Below are 18185 nucleotides of genomic sequence, written 5' to 3' on the forward strand. Positions count from 1 at the left end.
CTTTTATCCTAGAACTATCGATAGAGTTTCATCGTTACCGCCTGAACTGAAAAAGCTTGTTGTAAATACTCTAACCACTGCTGGGCAATCTCGGCCAAACATTGATACGTTTGTGTTGTTGCTGACTGTCTCAGCAACGTGAGGTAACGGTAACCCCAAGGTAACAGATGATGAGACAGTAATACTTTACCACTCTTTTGGCTTGCATCATCGCGAAGCAGTTGGCTCAGTAGCATTAACATTAGCCCAAAATGATCCTCTGGTTCACGTAATCCAGTATCAATTTCAAGTTGATGTTGGCGCAAGAAAGAGCGAAGCGCTAACGTTGTTTCACCAAAAATAACCTGTTCTTTATCTAAATAAACCGATCCCCAAGGGGGCGCTAACATGGTTTCTCTGCCTTCAAAAAGCTGTTGATAATCTTCTACGATCGCTTCGGGCGTTTCTTTTTTTAGAGCAAAAAGTAGATCAATAAAAGGATGATCGTCGTCAGGCCAATGGGTCAACTGTTGTAATATTTCTTGGTTATTAGGATGCGATAGCGGGTAATACAATAAACTGCCTAAAACAGAACTCAACGTAATAATTTCATTCATATAAATAAACACTCTTTATCTACAAAGAAGGAGGCTTCAGCCTCCTTCTTACGTATTGATTGACGTGAGGTTATAAACCAACGGTCATATGTAAGCTGTAGAAAATACCACGACCTAAAAACTCAGCGAATAACACACACACAGTCCCCATTAAAATCGGTACCAATGCGCGTTGAGATCGTTGCCAAGTCGGCCTCCACCATAACACTAGCGCCACGACTAATAATAAGTATTGAATCGCTTTGAGCATACCGATATTAGGTAGCAACTCTGAAGCCGAAATAATCGAAGTATGGATATGTGCTAACTCATGCAACTGTGTAAAACTGACTAGTATACTCGCAATGACACCCAGTCCACCCAAAATAGGTAACTGTTTTTCAACCATATTGGTGCGGTATCCAGATCCGGTTAATAATGCGCAAGCAAAAATACTTCCCGCAATCACCGCCGTTAAAATAAAGCTTAATGGTGTATAAACGGTATTCCAAGTTGGAACCGTTTCAATCATATACAAACGGGCCATGGCATACATAAAGAAGATTCCCATCACCATGGCAGCCAACATCAAGCCTTTGCGTAATGCTGCTGAAGCCAAGTTCAAAACACTAAGCAACCAGAACAATCCGCCTAACGCAAAGAAAACACTCCCGGTTAAGATTTCATTCGACAACCAAGCATGGCCAACTCGGTTAAAAGCATTGAAGGCACGCAGTGGACTCCCCAAATGAAAAGTCGATGCAGCGAAGCCAATCCCCATCAAGACCCAAACAAAAAATAAGCTTTTAATCATTGCTGCTTTTTGCTGTTCACTCGGACGACCAAATAAAAGCATTAAACAAACCAATAAAAAGGCCCCTACTGCGGTTTGAGCAAAGACGGTAAAGATCATCAGTGGAAATTCATGCCAAGCCATCTTATACCTCCTTCGGATTTGCTAAGAAACCCGTTTGATCACCCGTGGGTCGGGCATTTTTATTCGGTTTAATCACAATATTTGGCTTCGTAATAAGAGAAGAAGGCAATGGTGCCACATCCGCATTAATGCCATATTTCGCTCTTAATTCATCAATGGGCCCAAACTCTAACGCTCTTAGTGGACAAGAGCCAACACAAATCGGCTCTAAACCTTGTGCAACTCGCTCATAACAACCATCACACTTGGTCATATGACCTTTTTCTTCGTTGTACTGCGGTGCACCGTAAGGACAAGACATCGCACATAACTTACAGCCAATACAAACACTTTCATCCACAATCACAAAACCATCTTCACGTTTATGCATTGCGCCGGATGGACAAACCTTGGTACACGCAGGCTCATCACAATGGTTACAAGCGATAGAAAGGTAGTAAGAAAAAACGTCTTGGCGGAAGGTTTCTCCTTCAACGACCCAATTTCCCCCTTCATAGTCGTATACACGGCGGAAATTCACACCAACGCCTAAGTCTTTATTGTCTTTACAAGAGAGCTGACACGTTTTACAGCCCGTACATTTGCTGGAATCAATATAAAAACCATACTGTTTCATAAGTTAATCCTTGGGTTATACGCGCTGAACTTGAACAAGATTAGTATGCTGAGGGTTACCTTTAGCCAACGGACTCGGCCGTTGAGTTGTCAACACATTAATCGAGCCCGCTTGATCGACTTTTCGTCCATCGGGCGTGTACCAAGCGCCTTCGCCTAATGCAACAACACCAGGAATAATCCGTGGGGTGACCTTAGCATGAATATGCGTTTCTCCACGATCATTAAAAATACGCACCCGATCACCGTTTTTAATCCCACGAATTTGGGCATCAATTGGGTTAATCCACATTTCTTGACGAGCCGCTTCTTTTAAAATATCAACATTGCCGTATGTCGAATGGACACGAGCTTTAAAATGAAAACCTGTTAATTGCAATGGATACTGTGAACGTTTTGGATCATCCCATCCTTCAAAGGTTGAGGTATAAACCGGCAGTGGATGAATCACATCCCCTTCAGGAAGTTCCCACGTTGCAGCGATTTCTGCCAACCGTTCTGAATAAATTTCAATTTTTCCAGAAGGCGTTGATAATGGATTGTTCTGCGGATCGTCACGGAAAGCTTTATACGCCACATAATGGCCATTCGGGTCAGTGCGCTTCACAATGCCTTGCTGACGAACCGTTTCAAAATCAGGCAAGCTAGGATCAAGTTTGCGTGTTTCCGCATATAAATGACGCAACCAACCTTCTTGATCTCGTCCCTCGGTAAAGGCCTCTTCCACACCAAGACGTTTAGCCAGCTCGGAACAAATTTCATAAATCCCCCGCGCTTCAAATTGCGGCTTAATCGCTTGGTCGGCATAAATGAAATACGGCATATTGGCCGCTTTACCATCCATACAGAAATCAGCTTGTTCAGAGGTCGTCAAATCTGGCAATACGATATCAGCATATTTGGCAGAAGCCGTCATATGGTTATCAATCACCACTATCATTTCACAAGCCGTGTCATCTTGCAGAATGTCATGAGTACGGTTGATATCCGCATGTTGGTTAATTAAACAGTTGCCAGCATAGTTCCAGATAAACTTAATCGGCACATCCAACTTATCTTTACCACGAACCCCATCTTTTAAGGCCGTCATTTCTGGGCCTCGCACAATCGCATCCGTCCAGAGGAACATAGAGATAGCGGTTTTCACTGGGTTTTCTAAGGTAGGGAAACGCACAAATGGGATGCTGTAATCCGACTCACGAGCACCAGTTCCACCACCATTAATGCCGACATTTCCGGTTAAAATTGCCAACATCGCTACGGCACGAGAAGCAATTTCACCGGCAGCGGTACGTTGTAACCCCCAACCTTGGTGAATGGCACAAGGTTTGGTTGAACCGATCTCGCGTGCGGTTTTAATGATCACATCGACCGGAATTCCGGTAATCGACGCTGCCCATTCTGGTGTTTTTGGGGTTTTATCTGCACCTAATCCTAAAATATACGATTTGTAGTCACTGTTGGCCGGAGCTGAAGCTGGCAACGTTTTTTCATCGTAACCCACGCAGTATTTATCTAAGAAAGGTTGATCGACCAAATCTTCTTTGATCATCACATACGCCATGGCAGAAATAAATGCCGCATCGGTACCTGGGCGGATAGGAATCCATTCATCTTCTCGGCCACCTGCTGTATCGGTATAACGTGGATCAATAATAATCGTCCGCGCCTGAGATTTCGCTTTACTCTCTACATAATGATGGATTAACCCACCACCAGACATACGCGTCTCTGCAGGGTTATTACCAAATTGCACAATCAGTTTGGCGTTTTCCAAATCAGAAAAAGAGTTACCGTATGCCCAGCCACCATAGGTATAATTTAATCCCTCAGCAATTTGTGCTGTTGAGTAGTCACCATAATGATTTAAATAACCACCTTTTAAATTCATCAACCGAGCAATCAAGGTTTTACCTGGTGGCCAAGAGCGAGTTACCGTTCCACCTAATGTCCCGGTACCATAGTTAAGGTATACCGCTTCATTACCGTAATCATCGATAATACGTTGTAAATTATTCGCAATCTCGTTGTAGGCTTCTTCCCAACTGATGCGCTTAAATTTACCTTCACCTCGTTTCCCTACCCGTTTTAATGGGTATTTGAGACGATCTGGATTATAAACTCGACGACGCATAGAACGGCCACGTAAACAAGCACGAACCTGTACATCTTTTGCCGCATAGTTATCTGTACCAGTATTGTCCGTCTCAACCCATTTGATCTCACCATCGACAACATGCATACGAAGCGGGCAACGGCTACCACAGTTAACCGTACACGCACTCCATACCACTTTTTCATCGGCTTTGATGGGCGTTTCTTTGGCTTGAACAAAAGAAGATTTAAAAGGAAGGGCACTGGTGACGGCCGCGAGCCCACCGAGCATCGAACTGGATTTAATAAATCCGCGTCGCGTGACATCCGGCGACAATAAAGCTTTAAATCGGTTTTTAATCATAATTGACATTACCCACGCAATATAACTGTATACATACAGCGATAGAGAGGTTGCCAAACAAGCTATTGATTTCCTCTGATGACGCCGAAAGGAATTGCCCCTCCTTTCGATCTTGTCCTTAAGTTAAACCGAAATACGGCTTATTTCCTATCATAGAGGTGGCTCGGGGAAGCTTCTTTCACATCCTCGTTTATTTATGAGTAATCATAGTTATTTTGTGGTTATTGTGAATAATAAATCTTAAGGTCGAAATTGATCCACATCTATAAAAGGCTAAATAAATTTTGGTAATAAAAATCACTCTCAAGCAAAAATTAAATAAAGAATTAAAGCAATAAATAAACATATAATAAAAATAGATGAACAAATCTTAGATATTGAATTAATTGCACTTGCTTTTTTCAGAGCTGTTTATTATATTAGATAAATCTTATTTAGATAATACTAAAAAAGGAACACTCAATGAAGTCTTATACTGAACTGCTCAAAGAACAAAATACCCTGGGTCGAAGCTATAAGCAGCAAAGCCCTGATACCCTTGCTGCATTTATGCAGCTTCATAAAGCTGCCATGGCACCTGGAGAACTGGAACTTAAAACCAAAGAGATGATTGCGTTAGCCATTGGCATTGCTGCACGTTGTGAGGGCTGTATTGCTGCTCATGTATTTGCCGCACTAAAAGCAGGAGCCACTAAAGCTGAGTTAGTCGAAGTGATCAATGTCGCGGTGCTGATGGGAGGAGGCCCATCATTTACCTATGGCACACAAGCCCTCGGAGCCATCGAAGAGTTTGCAGCCAAATAAGCCCATCCACACCCCGCAGCCTCTCTCTGCTTGGTGCTATATTTCTAAATAAATCGAAGTGTTAGTTGGGTGAGAGCCGCGGATGGCTCTCACCATCCCCATGCGCATAGACAGGCGATGTGATTAGGGTGAAAGAACGTAACCAACACCGCTACAGATTCAAGTAGCAAGAAGATAACCGATAGCATACTTTCCTATTTATTTTCCACTCAGCTCTTTTTCTTACCCTCAATTACTTTAATCATGGATACTAAATGCATTATTGGATTAGCAATACGGATGCATTATCAACCTAATTTATGTTATTATGCTCAGTTTTATGATTTACCTCACAATATACAGTTGAGCATTTTACACACAACCTGATTTTTCAGAGCTAACAGCGAGTTTTTATGTCTAAAGTTTATTTGAATACCGAAGCACCTTGTATGAGCGCATCGGATTACTCAGCCACTCATCCCCCTCAGACCTCCTCTCATTCATTACAAAAAAAACTCGAGCTTAATAACCCTGTCTTATGGCTCAGTGGTAGTTTTCTTTCCTTGTTCGTATTATTAGCCCTCACGAACCCTTCATTGCTTACCTCCCTGATTGACTCTGGTTTTCACTATGCAACCCAAGGATTTGGCGCTTTTTGGCAATTGCTATTATTGGCAAACTTTGTGATTGGGTTAGCACTGGCGGTAACACAAACTGGCTCGGTTCGATTGGGAGGCCTTAGCATACCAGAGCTGGATAACTTCAAATGGCTATCCATCATTCTCTGTACCTTGCTGGCAGGCGGAGGTGTTTTTTGGGCTGCCGCCGAACCAATAGCCCATTTTGTCAGTGCTCCGCCGATCTTTGGTGCCGCATCGCCTCAAAAAATGGCGATTAATGCCCTCTCGCAATCTTTTATGCATTGGGGTTTTTTAGCTTGGGCTATTTTAGGCTGCCTTTCATCGATCGTATTAATGCATCTACACTACGACAAAGGACTACCGCTAAAACCACGCACACTACTCTATCCCATTCTTGGTCAACGAGCCGTTAACGGTTGGATAGCCAATACCATTGATGCGCTCAGTATTATTGCTGTTGCTGCAGGAACCATTGGTCCCATCGGATTTCTCGGATTACAGATTAGCTACGCTCTTAATGCGTTGTTTGGTATTCCTGATAGCTTTACCACACAAATTATTGTTATTTTATTCGCTATGGCACTGTATACCTTTTCAGCCTTAAGTGGCTTAAGTAAAGGCATTCAAATAATTAGCCGTTACAACATCATTCTCGCGGTTGGGTTAGTGTTATTTATTCTGATTGCAGGGCCAACCCATTTTATTATTGATGGTTACATGCAAGGCGTTGCTTCAATGATCGATAATTTTGTTCCGATGGCAATGTTTCGTGCTGATACCGACTGGTTAAGTTGGTGGACTGTATTTTTCTGGGGTTGGTTTATTGGATATGGGCCAATGATGGCCATTTTTATTGCTCGAATATCTCGTGGACGAACGTTACGTCAATTAATTCTGGCGATTAGTATTGCCGCTCCACTCATTACCTGCTTCTGGTTTAGTATTGTTGGCGGTAGCGGCTTGGCCTTTGAGTTAGCAAACCCTGGCGTGATCGCACAAGGTTTTGAAGGATTTAATCTTCCTGGTGCCTTATTAGCAATCACCGCTCAGTTACCATTTCCTTTGTTAGTTTCTTTGTTATTTCTAGTATTAACAACAACCTTCATTGTCACCACTGGTGATTCCATGACCTATACCATTAGTGTCGTAATCAGTGGTGATACAAATCCTAATGCGGCGATTCGTGCTTTTTGGGGGATCGTCATGGGCGCGATGGCGATTGTGCTTATTTCTATGGGAGAGGGCGGTATTTCGGCATTACAGTCTTTTATTGTGATCACAGCGGTTCCTGCTTCACTTATTTTACTTCCTTGCTTATGGCAAGCCCCCAAAATGGCCAACCAAATGGCGAAAGATCAAGGCATTATTCACTAAGCATATAAAAGGGGCTTCTCGCCCCTTTTAATAGACTCTATCCGTTAAATTTTGAATTGTGAGACTTGCTCATGCAGTTGACTCGCCTGCGCACTTAATGACTGCGTAGCATCCATTAAGTTATGCGATGCTTGTTCTGTTTGAGAAGAGAGATCATTTATATTAACAACATTTTGGTTAATCAACTCAGCAACGGAAGACTGCTCTTCAGCCGCAGTCGCAATTTGTAAATTCATATCAGCAATCAGGGTCACAGCTTGGTTAATTTGCTCTAACCGCGCAGCCATGTCTTCAGCCTTTGTAACCGTTGTTTGCGCAGCAGAGCGACTTTGTGACATTACGCTAACCACATTCTCTGTTTGCTTAAAGAGCCGGTCAACCACCTCTTGGATTTGCTGAGTGCTTTCTTGTGTTCGGCCAGCCAGACCTCGAACTTCATCAGCAACCACCGCAAAACCTCGTCCATGCTCACCCGCTCGAGCTGCTTCAATTGCCGCATTCAAAGCCAACAAATTGGTTTGCTCAGAAACAGAGCTAATGACATCTAGCATCCCAACAATATCTTGTGTACCGTTTTGTAATTCAGCAATGGTTGTACTGCTACCTTGCAAGGTATCATCTAGATTTTTCAGTTGTTGCAGTGTTTCGCGTAATAAGGTTTGGCCTTGTTTGGTTTGTGTATCCGCCTCTGATGCCTGACTTGCCGCTTCACTGGCATGGCTGGCCACTTCTTGTACGGTTGCTGTCATTTCATTCATCGCGGTGGCCACTTGCTCCGTCTCAGAGCTTTGTTGGGCAACCACTCCGGCACTTTGTTGAGTAATATCGGCTAATGTCGTTGATGCCGCAGAAACGGATTGAGCCGTATTATTGACTTCCTTAACTAATCGATGAATTTTTTCAACAAATGCATTAAATGCCTTAGCTATGGTGGCAATTTCGTCATCACCTTGTGCGGCGATTCTCTGAGTTAAATCACCTTCACCTTGACCGATATCCGTCATTGCCAAGCTAACTTCTTGCAATCGTTTAAAGCCTGATGCGCTAAAAAACCACATAATCGCAGCAGCTACCACGCCAATAATGATGACAACAATGATTGTCCATCGAATCATGCTATAGAGCCCCGATAAAGCATCTTGTTTATCTAACGCGATATTGAGCGACCAGTTAGTCCCTGGGATCGATTGACTGGTGAGATAAATCGCTTGTCCTTGCAGATCCAGTTCACGATCTCCTTTGTTTTGAATATCAGTCAACATCGTTTGAGTTAAGCTAGGATTAAGATCGCGCAAACTTTTTAACGTCATGTCTGGATTAGGATGCGCAATAATCTTGCCTGCACTATTGGTTAAAAAGGCAAAACTATGACGTGTTGGGGCAATGTCACGTACAGTATCGATAATAAAAGTCAGTGGCACATCACCAGCAATGACACCTCGATTTGCATTGGGGCCTAGACCATGGCTAAACGTCACCACTAAACGATTTTCACCACTCGCATCAAGATAAGGCACGGTAGCCAACACACCACTTTGCTGAGTTGCTAATCGATACCATTCACGAGAAAGCGGATTATAATCACTCGGCGGCTGCCATTCATCAGAGAAAATCGCCGAGCCATTTGGTCTAGCAAGATAAGTGGCTAAAAAGCCGCCGCCCTCACTCAATTGTTTCAACGCCGAAAGAGAATCCGTTTGCTCAATCACCTTGCCTGTCGCCGTGATCATTGCTTTACGTTCCTTCATCCAATTAGCGATAGCATTGGATTGCGATTGTAATTGCTGTTGTAAATTACGTGTTATTTGAGCTCGAAGAGTATCCGAACTGACACGAATGCTCAAAACAGCAGTGACTATTAGTGAAATCACAATTAAAGCGACACTGATCGCTGTGATTTTTGCGCGAAACGATTTAAACATCCTTGGCTCCCTAGCCTAACTATTTCATCAAACTCTTGAATACTTTTGTATCGGCTATCTTGCGTTAACCTTGAGAGACAAAAAGTAAACAGAATTATTTTCTTGTTCTGATTGTAGAACATAAGCTTGCTCATAGACTAGTATTTGTACACTGAACCGATCAATCATCCGAGTTATTAGAGCAAAATAATGTAACCTTCTATTGGTTAATATTAATACTGGTATTAGTGATTAAACCGTTAAGGGAGCCGATTACGGTTTGATCGCAGTAAACTCAACTTGCCAGCGAGGCAATCCATTCACCGTAGTTAATCGCTGCTGACTTTTTATCTGCCCTTGAAAATAATAGGGCGAAAGTTGATACGACTGAGGATCATCGATCGCAAAATACAGCCTCGCAGGGCGTTGGTTAAGCTGTTGCGCGGTTAAATAGCCTACAAGAGCGTGTTCAAACTGATGGTATCCATTGCCCCAGTGAAACGCCTTGGTTGATTTCGGATTTAATCCAACCCCACCATATTGATCATCAACCCAAACCTGCATAAAGGCTTTAGCTGTTGACTGTAATACCGGCTTAACTTGATCTTCAAGTAATGAAAGGGTCATTGCCGCTTGATCAAGTTCAGCCCATTCCCAAGAAGAGATACCATAACTGAATGGTCGATTACGCCATGCTTTGATCGAACTGGCTTGCCACTGCTCTTGCGTCATTTCTGGAACAAACCCTTTAATATCCGCGTAATTGGGAACATATTGTGCTTGTTCAATGATATGTTGCATACCTTGCTTGGCGAGTTTTTGCCAATCTTGTCGCTGTAATAGTTCGCCGGTCAGGTAAGTCATCCAATACGCTTTAATCGTGTGTCCAAAATCATTATGTTTCGCTTGCTGATCCATCACCGCTGGATGATGAATCGCCCCATAAAAGCGTTGTTCTTGTGGGGCATAGTATTGCTTTAACATCGTATCGGTTAACCAAGATAAATCGGCCAGCCAACGGCTTTTATGGGGCTCTGGGAGCAGAGGAGCAACCAACAATAAATAACCATTAATTTGATCGAGTTGCGCAACTAATTCACGCTGTTTAGTACTTTCACCATCACCATCCTTAAGTACCCAAGCTAACCCTTTGCCATCATCAAGCCGATAGTTATCAAAAATAAAACGCTGTTGGTTAATAAGTACTTTTTCAACCTCTGGATCACGCGTTAAATAATAATACATGGCAAGCCCTACCAGAGCATATGCTTGATCTTGCGAGGTTCGTTGTTGCCATTCTAAGCCCGCCTGACCATGCTCAGTAAAGCTGATAAAGCCGCCATGCTCTTTATCTTGCAATTGATTCATTAAATATTCAGTACCTGCCTTAGCTAATTGTAAAGCATGGGGATCACCAGTTAAGTGATAAAGCACACCATAAGCATACGTCTGCCGAGATTTCATCCGTGTATACTCACGACCAAAATAGGGTGTAATCCAATTTTTATTTAGCTCTTGGCATACTTTAGTGACATCTAAAATTTGCCCATTATCACATCGAAAGGTGGGAAAGTTTCCCATTGGGATGCCTTGAGCGCTTGGCATCATCCAATAGGGAGCGAGCCCTTGTTGAGCATGTTCCAGCCAGGTTTTTCCGTCAGGAAAATCATGCGGCGAAAGTGATTGAGCATTGAGCCCCGCACACAATAACGCACCACTTAGAGCCACAACCCCAATTGGACAATATTTCTTCATCATAACCGTCCTTTACATAAATGAGTGAAAGACTATACAAAAGAGGCGTTGCACATTTCGTTGAGGAAATCACAGTTGTTTGACGAGCAAAATAAAAAGCCCAATATGAATTAACACATTGGGCTTTTTATTTACCTAATGACTCAATTTATTAGTCATCAACGGCGTAAATGGCGTTCTCGTGCCGCTCGTTCTTTATGCGATGATGCTGCTTTGGCTTGTGATTTTAAAATTGAATCAACCGTCAACGCCATGGGTTGTTTCGGTTGAAGGCCATGAGGAAATGTTCGAGCCCGAGGAGATAGATCATACTCTTCAGCAGAAGCCCTTGGCATACGTTTAAATCGATATAGATAAAAGTTCTCTAGCTTCTCTCTTGCCCAATCGGTTTTCTTTAGATATTTAACGCTACTCGCTATCGATGGATTGGTATGAAAACAATTAAACCGCATAGCGGCGTCTAAGATATCCCAACCATAATAATCGACCAACTCTTGCAATAATATGTCTAACTTAAGACCGTGGAGCGGATTATTTTGTTGTAACTCAATTCGTTCTTGATCTGTCATTATTATGATGGCCTTATATGAAGGTAACAAGGCGCGGAATTCTAGCAGAGTTGAGCGACTTTCCCTATTGCTATTCTCTCTCAAATGATTCCGCGGCCTTACTCATGTTTAAGCATTAACTGGAAAATCGAGAATACTGGTCGCGACCGTGAAATAGATGATAACCCCGACCGCATCGGCAATGGTGGTGACCAGTGGCGCACTGGCAGACGCTGGATCAAACTTAAGTTTACTGAGAATAAACGGCAATGACATCCCCACCAATGAACCAACCACCACCACGATTTGCATGGTTAACGCCACCACAAGAGCAATTTGAGGGCCGCCGCGCCATAAGCCAAGTAGCGAGACCGCAATCGCCATCGTGATACCGAGTAAACCGGCGATAAATAGCTCTTTCGCCAGCATTTTAGCCCAGTCTTTACCAATCACTTCACCGGTGGCAATCGCTCGAACCATCAAGGTTGCCGATTGTGCCCCCGCATTACCACTACTACCAATCAACAGGGGTAAGAAGAAAACCAGCGCGACATAAGCTTGAATGGTATCTTCAAAGTAGGCGATACCTGCACCAGAGAACAAGTTACCAAAGACCAGTAACACCAACCAAAAAACCCGCTTACGGTACATTAATCCAACCGAGGCTTCTTTTAAATTACCAGCAAAATCAACAGCTGCTGACTTATGAATATGTCGATCCGCTTCTTCTTCCGCCACGTCCATCGCATCATCATAGGTCACAATACCGACCATACGATTTTGATGATCTAACACAGGTAACGCGAGTAAGTCATACTTACTGATCGCCTGGGCAGCCACATTCTGCGCTTCATCGACTCGGACAAAGATCAGCACTTGCGTCATGATTTCTGCGACGGTTAAACTCGGCTCTGAGATAACCAAATCTCGCAATGATACCGTACCTTGCAAACGCATTTGTTCATCAACCACATACGCTTGATAAATGGTTTCCCGTTCACTGGCAATTTTCCGCAGTTGATTAATGGCTTCTTCTACGGTTTGCTGAGCAGTGAGCGTGGCAAAGTCAGAGGTCATGACAGCCCCGACACAATCTTCAGGGTACGAAACTAACCGTTCAATATCTCGCCGATCTTCATCATCCATTTGTTGCAGCACTTGGTGCTGAAATTCTGGCTCTAATTGGGTCAGTAAATCCGCTCGCTCATCGTGAGGCATTAATTCAGTGAGTTGCGCTAGCTCTTGCGCCTCGAATTGTTCCGCTAGCTTTTCTTGCCATCCCAAAGAAAAATAGCCGAATAAGGCTGCTTGTTTTTCTAAAGGTAGCAATAGTAATAATTGACCAACCTGTTTGCTGGTGAGTTTTTGCTCAGTTAATAATTGAGTAAAAGCCTCTGCGCAATCCGCTAAAGGATGCTGCTGAATAAACTGCTGTATATCTTGTTGATTTTGACTGAAATAAAGTGCCATCAAGGCTTGAGTCATGATTGTGGTTTGCATCGAAAAATCCTCATACGATTAGTTCCAGAAACGAACCAATCGCTTCCAGCCTGATGGTTGTAACACCGTCGGTGTATTAAATTCTGCTTGACGGTGAATAATCGTACGTGCAGCCGATATATCTAACATGCCCACCACACGGTGTCGGCTATCCAACACAGGCAACACTGGCCAACGACTTTGACGTAGCTTTAATGCAGCAGGATAATCTTCATCTAAGGCAAAAGTGTAATGATGTACGCCTTGGCATAAAGATGAAACAGGTTCCGTTGGTTCGGCAAACAATAGGCTTTTCATTGAAACAAGGCCTTGATATTCGCTATTACTGTTTATTAGCACCACCACATGTAACGTTGATAAAAACGATGTACAGCCTTTCAACATGGCGATAACTTCGCCAACCGTTAAATCAATACTCACCCCAAAAAACTCCCTTTTTATATGGCTTTGTACTGCATGTTGCACTGGTGTACGTGCTTTTTTAACCTGAGAAATACGGTTAAGACGAAATGTTGTCATTTTTGTTTCTCCTGAGTTGAGCTCAGGACAAAGAAACCCAATAACCAAATAAGCGAAGTTTGAATCGCTTATATTCTTGTTTTGGTAACGACGTGTCGGCTCAAAATATGAGCATCAGTCATAGGTTACGTTAGGCATATATGCTTTAACGCAAAGTATTAACGTATGGAATTAACGATGGAAGAAAAAGAAGAGTTCGCTTTGCCAAGATTTTTATTACCTGACATAAGCTAAAAATTTAGCGGCAGGTTAATAAGAAACCGTTGGTGTTTTCGAACCATCGAAAAGACCATACTGTGATATTCGACTACTCGACGAGTCCATAGGTTTCTGTTGTACCTCGAAAAATTAACTGGAATAGGTAGATTAACGGAAAAGTGTGATACTAAATGATGTCATCTACCGTGTTTAAGCGTGCGAAATGGTATTGCTCAACTGGTTGAAAGTCAACCTAAAATTAAGCGAGCCTACCAATTTTTTATCCCCTCGCGGTTCAATCAATAGCATCCTTATGCAGATAACACCTTTAAACGAATTAACCAAGTTTATCTAAGTTAACACCGAGTATAGTTCCTAACCATCGAACTTGTGTTGCACTATGATCGTAAGCATCATCCCCTGAAACTGGATGGATCAACACACTTAGATCGCCGCGAGCCTTATCCAGCCAATCAATCAAGGATTTTTGCTGTTCCGTGAAGTGAATTTCAAACATCGGCTTGCGGTGCGGCCCGACTAAACGAGGAACCAATGGAAACATTGCGCGAATCTTGTCACTACATTCGGTCATGATTCTGTGCTGCAAAGCATCCGCTAATGGCTGCTGAGGTAAATCAAAATAAACATGGGCGTGATACATCATCATTTTTCATCCTCTCCTTTATATCTTGCCACAATTGTACCGGACATTTTTCATTACCCATCCTCTGTTTCATGTTCAACTCAATCAATTTTTTTGAATGACTCACAGCGTAATATCTCAAACTGATTCGTCACCCTCCCCTTAGGTTAAATTGATACTCATGCATTTTCATTTATCTCATTGAGGTTGTTACCAACCTTGCTTTATAAAAGCAAGGTAAATCACGCAGAATATAAGTGGAATATTTTATATTTGATAGTAATCACAAAACTTAAAACCAATAATAAGCCAAACCGCCATTCATTCATTCCATTGACACGGATCATCCTTATAAGCACCAAGACAAGAGAAGATGAATACTGTCTTTACTGATATAGGGCTTTACTATGACAAATCCTATTGCACCTGAAAGAAAAGTAACTTGGGCCAGTTATCTCGCCTTAGCATTTGCGGTGATGTTTTTTTCCGGATTGCTGCAATCCAATCAATGGTATGGTGTATTTGACTTCACCACACTGAACGGTTCATTCGGCAAAGTCGCCTATAGCGTGAGTGAAACTGCCGATGGAGTGCAAACCGCTACCACCTCTTTTCGTGGTCATGGTGGGAGTGGTGCTCGAGATGGATTCATCTTTGCTCTTTCACTCATTCCTACCGTGATGTTTGCTTTGGGGATGATCAATGTTCTTGAACAATACGGCGCTCTTGATGCCGCTCGAAAATTATTAACGCCTCTTCTACGCCCACTCATGAATATTCCAGGCAATACTGGTTTAGCGCTCATTGCTTCTTTGCAAAGTACCGATGCGGGGGCAGCAATGACACGTAAACTAAAAGATGAAGGACATATTAGCAAAAGAGAAACCGATATATTTACTATGTTTCAGTTTACGGCAGGAGCCACTATCGTTAATTTCTTTTCATCTGGAGCCGTTCTTTTTACCCTAACGCTCGCTGATGGTTCCTTAGCCGTGACCTCGTCTATTGGTTTAGCCATTGCCGTCATGTTTATTTTTAAAATTATTGGTGCCAATATTTTCCGTATTTATTTAAATCTAACAGAAGGAAAAGATACACCTCCCACAGCCACTCATCCCCCCAAAGGGAGGGTTTAACCATGAGCAACCCAGCAAAAACTTCATCCCCTTCGACAAAAAAACCTATGGTAACCGATGTATTTGTTGAGGGAGCCAAAAAAGGTTGGGTCATTGCAACAACCTCAACCGTCCCCAATGTGCTGATGGCTTTTGTCATTATCAAAGCATTACAGATAACGGGGGCTCTTGACCTTATTGGCGTTTTATTCTCACCCATCATGGCACTATTTGGTTTACCCGGTGAAGCAGCGGCTGTCTTGATTGGCGCTTGGATGTCCATGGGGGGTGCTGTCGGCGTGGTGATAACGCTTTTTGACCAAGGTATTTTAACCGGTGAACATATCGCGATACTCGCGCCTGCTATTTATTTAATGGGCTCACAAGTTCAATACATTGGCCGAATTATGGGGGCTATTGGTACAGAAGGTCGCTACATTCCAATTATGATCATTATCTCTATTTTGAATGCCTTCGGTGCAATGTTAGTTATGAATTTATTGGTTTAGGAGTCAATTATGTCATTCTCATTAGCAGAATATTTAGATGAATTACGTCCACTCATCAATGTAGACTGTGGTACTTATACGCTTGATGGTATCAAATATATCGCCGAACAATTTGAAGCTAAGTTTCTAGCACTGCCCGGCTGGCAAGTCACCCAGGTTGACTGTGATAAAGCTGGTATCGGTTTAGAGATTCGTAATCAACCGCAGAACGATAATATTGATGTGATGTTGATTGGCCACATGGATACTGTTTTTGCACCGGGAACCGCTAGTCAACGCCCGATGACCATCGATCAGCATAAAGCTTACGGTCCAGGCGTATCTGATATGAAATCGGGCCTACTTAATATTGTTTTTGCAATGCGTCATCTTAATCCTGCCGTTTTAGACAAATTATCGATTTGTATCTGTATGAATCCAGATGAGGAGATCGGATCGTTATATTCCAGTCAATGGTTACAACAAGTGGCTAAAAAATCACGCCATGTTTTAGTTGCTGAAGCCGCTCGTGCCGATGGTAGCTTAGTTAAAGCACGTAAAGGAATGGCTCGTTATAAACTTGAATTTACCGGCCTCGCAGCACACGCAGGTAATGAACCAGAAAAAGGGCGCAGTGCCATTACAGAAATGGCACACTGGATTTTAGCTGCCAATCGTTTAACCAACTTTGAATCAGGTACGACCCTGAATGTCGGTATGGTTTCCGGAGGGGCTGGAGCCAATATCGTTCCAGAAAAAGCTCAGGCAATCATCGATGTCCGTTTTTGGGACAATGACGAATATAGCGCATTGGATCAACAACTCCATCAATGGTTAACGACGCCTTTTATTGATGGCGTGACCATTAACTTGCAACGTGAAGCCTATAAGCCATCGATGGTTCCAAGCCCTCAAACCGAATCACTAATGCAAATAGTCGAGCAGGCAGGCCAAGAAATCGGCATCGAGGTAAACTGGCAAGCAGTTGGAGGCGGTTCCGATGCCAATGCAACCGCTATTTTAGGTATTCCAACATTAGACGGTTTTGGCCCCGTCGGTGCAGGGTTCCACAGTGAGAAAGAATATTTGCAATTAGACTCTATTGAGCCACGTATTCAATTGCTTATCCGAGTACTAGAAAAATTAGCTGATGTAAAATAAAAATCACCTCAACCATCTACTCATCCATCGTCAAAAGGGAAACCTCGTCGTTTCCCTTTTCGTTGACCATTATTAAGCGGCGACCTTTTGCGTCACCGGCGCTACCTCTTTTTTCTTAGCACCAATCGGTAAAATAGTGCGTCCATACTCATGGTTAATCACTTGTGCCATAGCAAAATAAATCGCACTTGCACCACAGAAAATCCCTTCAAAACCGGCAATCACACCAATGAATTCACTGCCCGTGAAATCACGAATCGCGAGTAAGGCAAACAAAATCGTTAAAGAACCAAACACCACTTGTTTCGCAACAGGGTAACAGAGTGAACCAATAAACATAAAGCCAGTGAAGATCCCCCATAAAAGTAAATACCAGCCCATAGAGTAGGCCGAGCTGGCAGGTAATCCCATATAGGGCATAACAATCAGCCCCACCAGCGTGAGCCAGAACAGACCATAAGAAGTAAAGGCCGTCGTGCCGAAGGTATCACCTCGTTTAAAACACATGATGCCAACAATGACTTGGCTAAGACCGCCGTAAAAAATACCCATGGCTAAAATCATCGAATCAATCGGAAAGAACCCTGCATTATGGATATTGAGCAGAATGGTTGTCATACCGAACCCCATCAAACCTAGTGGTGCTGGGTTAGCTAATTGAGTAGACATGCAAATTACCTTACAAAAATGTTAATAAAAAAGCGCGCGGATTCTATTGAACAAGTCATGAAAAAGAAAAACTCATTATTGAAAAATTAGATTCCCAAAAGCAGGCCGAATTATATAGAAGAATAACGTAGAAGATAGAAGAAATTTCAGCCCGATTTCTTAGCTTTCGAGCTGATGTTTGCAGCAGTTTGTGGTGTCTTTATACAAGGTAGAATCTTTATACAAGGTAGAGTCTTTAAAATGTCGTGACTCTACCTGAGCGCGGTAGAAAGGGGCCACAAACACAGCCCGAAGGGATTGGCTAA

The 18185-nt window shown here is 42.9% G+C and carries 16 protein-coding genes; 5 read left to right on the plus strand and 11 right to left on the minus strand.

What is annotated here, in order from left to right; translation table 11 throughout:
* Window positions 1–14: 14 nt before the first annotated feature.
* The 4 genes from dmsD to FKN05_RS06160 form a co-directional block, all read right to left on the minus strand.
* Complete coding sequence (dmsD, locus tag FKN05_RS06145) at window positions 15–596, minus strand: Tat proofreading chaperone DmsD (protein WP_157928702.1); 582 nt, start codon at window positions 594–596, stop codon at window positions 15–17.
* Window positions 597–666: 70 nt separating this feature from the next.
* Window positions 667–1512 (minus strand): dimethyl sulfoxide reductase anchor subunit family protein, encoded by an 846-nt coding sequence (locus tag FKN05_RS06150; RefSeq protein WP_170887107.1) that lies wholly within the window; start codon window positions 1510–1512, stop codon window positions 667–669.
* Window position 1513: 1 nt separating this feature from the next.
* A complete protein-coding gene (locus tag FKN05_RS06155) occupies window positions 1514–2128 on the minus strand; it encodes a DMSO/selenate family reductase complex B subunit (RefSeq protein ID WP_099611963.1) in 615 nt (204 codons plus the stop codon).
* A 15-nt stretch (window positions 2129–2143) separates the two neighbouring features.
* Window positions 2144–4585: a DmsA/YnfE/YnfF family dimethyl sulfoxide reductase gene (locus tag FKN05_RS06160; RefSeq protein ID WP_161427035.1), complete on the minus strand. Its 2442-nt coding sequence runs from the start codon at window positions 4583–4585 to the stop codon at window positions 2144–2146.
* A 462-nt stretch (window positions 4586–5047) separates the two neighbouring features.
* Here FKN05_RS06160 and FKN05_RS06165 point away from each other — a divergent pair, with 462 nt between their 5' ends.
* Both FKN05_RS06165 and FKN05_RS06170 read left to right on the plus strand, forming a co-directional pair.
* On the plus strand, window positions 5048–5389 hold the full coding sequence (locus FKN05_RS06165; RefSeq protein WP_099611962.1) for a carboxymuconolactone decarboxylase family protein: 342 nt from the start codon (window positions 5048–5050) through the stop codon (window positions 5387–5389).
* Window positions 5390–5781: 392 nt separating this feature from the next.
* A complete protein-coding gene (locus tag FKN05_RS06170; protein WP_161427520.1) occupies window positions 5782–7383 on the plus strand; it encodes a BCCT family transporter in 1602 nt (533 codons plus the stop codon).
* A 44-nt stretch (window positions 7384–7427) separates the two neighbouring features.
* Here FKN05_RS06170 and FKN05_RS06175 read toward each other — a convergent pair whose 3' ends face one another.
* The 6 genes from FKN05_RS06175 to FKN05_RS06200 form a co-directional block, all read right to left on the minus strand.
* Entirely contained in the window at window positions 7428–9305 is a 1878-nt protein-coding gene (locus FKN05_RS06175; protein WP_170887108.1) for a methyl-accepting chemotaxis protein, read from the minus strand.
* A gap of 252 nt (window positions 9306–9557) precedes the next feature.
* Entirely contained in the window at window positions 9558–11042 is a 1485-nt protein-coding gene (locus tag FKN05_RS06180; RefSeq protein ID WP_170887109.1) for an AGE family epimerase/isomerase, read from the minus strand.
* A 155-nt stretch (window positions 11043–11197) separates the two neighbouring features.
* Complete coding sequence (locus FKN05_RS06185; protein ID WP_170887110.1) at window positions 11198–11608, minus strand: VF530 family protein; 411 nt, start codon at window positions 11606–11608, stop codon at window positions 11198–11200.
* A 108-nt stretch (window positions 11609–11716) separates the two neighbouring features.
* Window positions 11717–13087 carry a magnesium transporter gene (gene mgtE, locus FKN05_RS06190; RefSeq protein WP_170887111.1) on the minus strand — a complete coding sequence of 457 codons (1371 nt, stop codon included), beginning with the start codon at window positions 13085–13087 and terminating at the stop codon, window positions 11717–11719.
* Window positions 13088–13105: 18 nt separating this feature from the next.
* Window positions 13106–13606 (minus strand): CBS domain-containing protein, encoded by a 501-nt coding sequence (locus FKN05_RS06195; RefSeq protein ID WP_099611960.1) that lies wholly within the window; start codon window positions 13604–13606, stop codon window positions 13106–13108.
* Window positions 13607–14141: 535 nt separating this feature from the next.
* On the minus strand, window positions 14142–14465 hold the full coding sequence (locus FKN05_RS06200) for a DOPA 4,5-dioxygenase family protein (RefSeq protein ID WP_099612040.1): 324 nt from the start codon (window positions 14463–14465) through the stop codon (window positions 14142–14144).
* A 389-nt stretch (window positions 14466–14854) separates the two neighbouring features.
* Here FKN05_RS06200 and FKN05_RS06205 point away from each other — a divergent pair, with 389 nt between their 5' ends.
* The 3 genes from FKN05_RS06205 to FKN05_RS06215 are packed head-to-tail and all read left to right on the plus strand — an operon-like array spanning window position 14855 to window position 17211.
* On the plus strand, window positions 14855–15583 hold the full coding sequence (locus tag FKN05_RS06205; RefSeq protein ID WP_170887112.1) for a nucleoside recognition domain-containing protein: 729 nt from the start codon (window positions 14855–14857) through the stop codon (window positions 15581–15583).
* A gap of 2 nt (window positions 15584–15585) precedes the next feature.
* A complete protein-coding gene (locus FKN05_RS06210; RefSeq protein ID WP_161428543.1) occupies window positions 15586–16071 on the plus strand; it encodes a YjiG family protein in 486 nt (161 codons plus the stop codon).
* Between the two features lie 9 nt (window positions 16072–16080).
* On the plus strand, window positions 16081–17211 hold the full coding sequence (locus FKN05_RS06215; protein ID WP_170887113.1) for a M20 family metallopeptidase: 1131 nt from the start codon (window positions 16081–16083) through the stop codon (window positions 17209–17211).
* 72 nt (window positions 17212–17283) lie between these two features.
* On the opposite strand, the gene FKN05_RS06220 is transcribed toward FKN05_RS06215, so the two are convergent.
* Entirely contained in the window at window positions 17284–17880 is a 597-nt protein-coding gene (locus tag FKN05_RS06220; protein ID WP_161428541.1) for an acetate uptake transporter, read from the minus strand.
* Window positions 17881–18185: the final 305 nt, after the last annotated feature.

This window comes from Vibrio sp. 1-1(7) (assembly GCF_013048485.1).
GTDB classification, from domain to species: domain Bacteria; phylum Pseudomonadota; class Gammaproteobacteria; order Enterobacterales; family Vibrionaceae; genus Vibrio; species Vibrio fujianensis.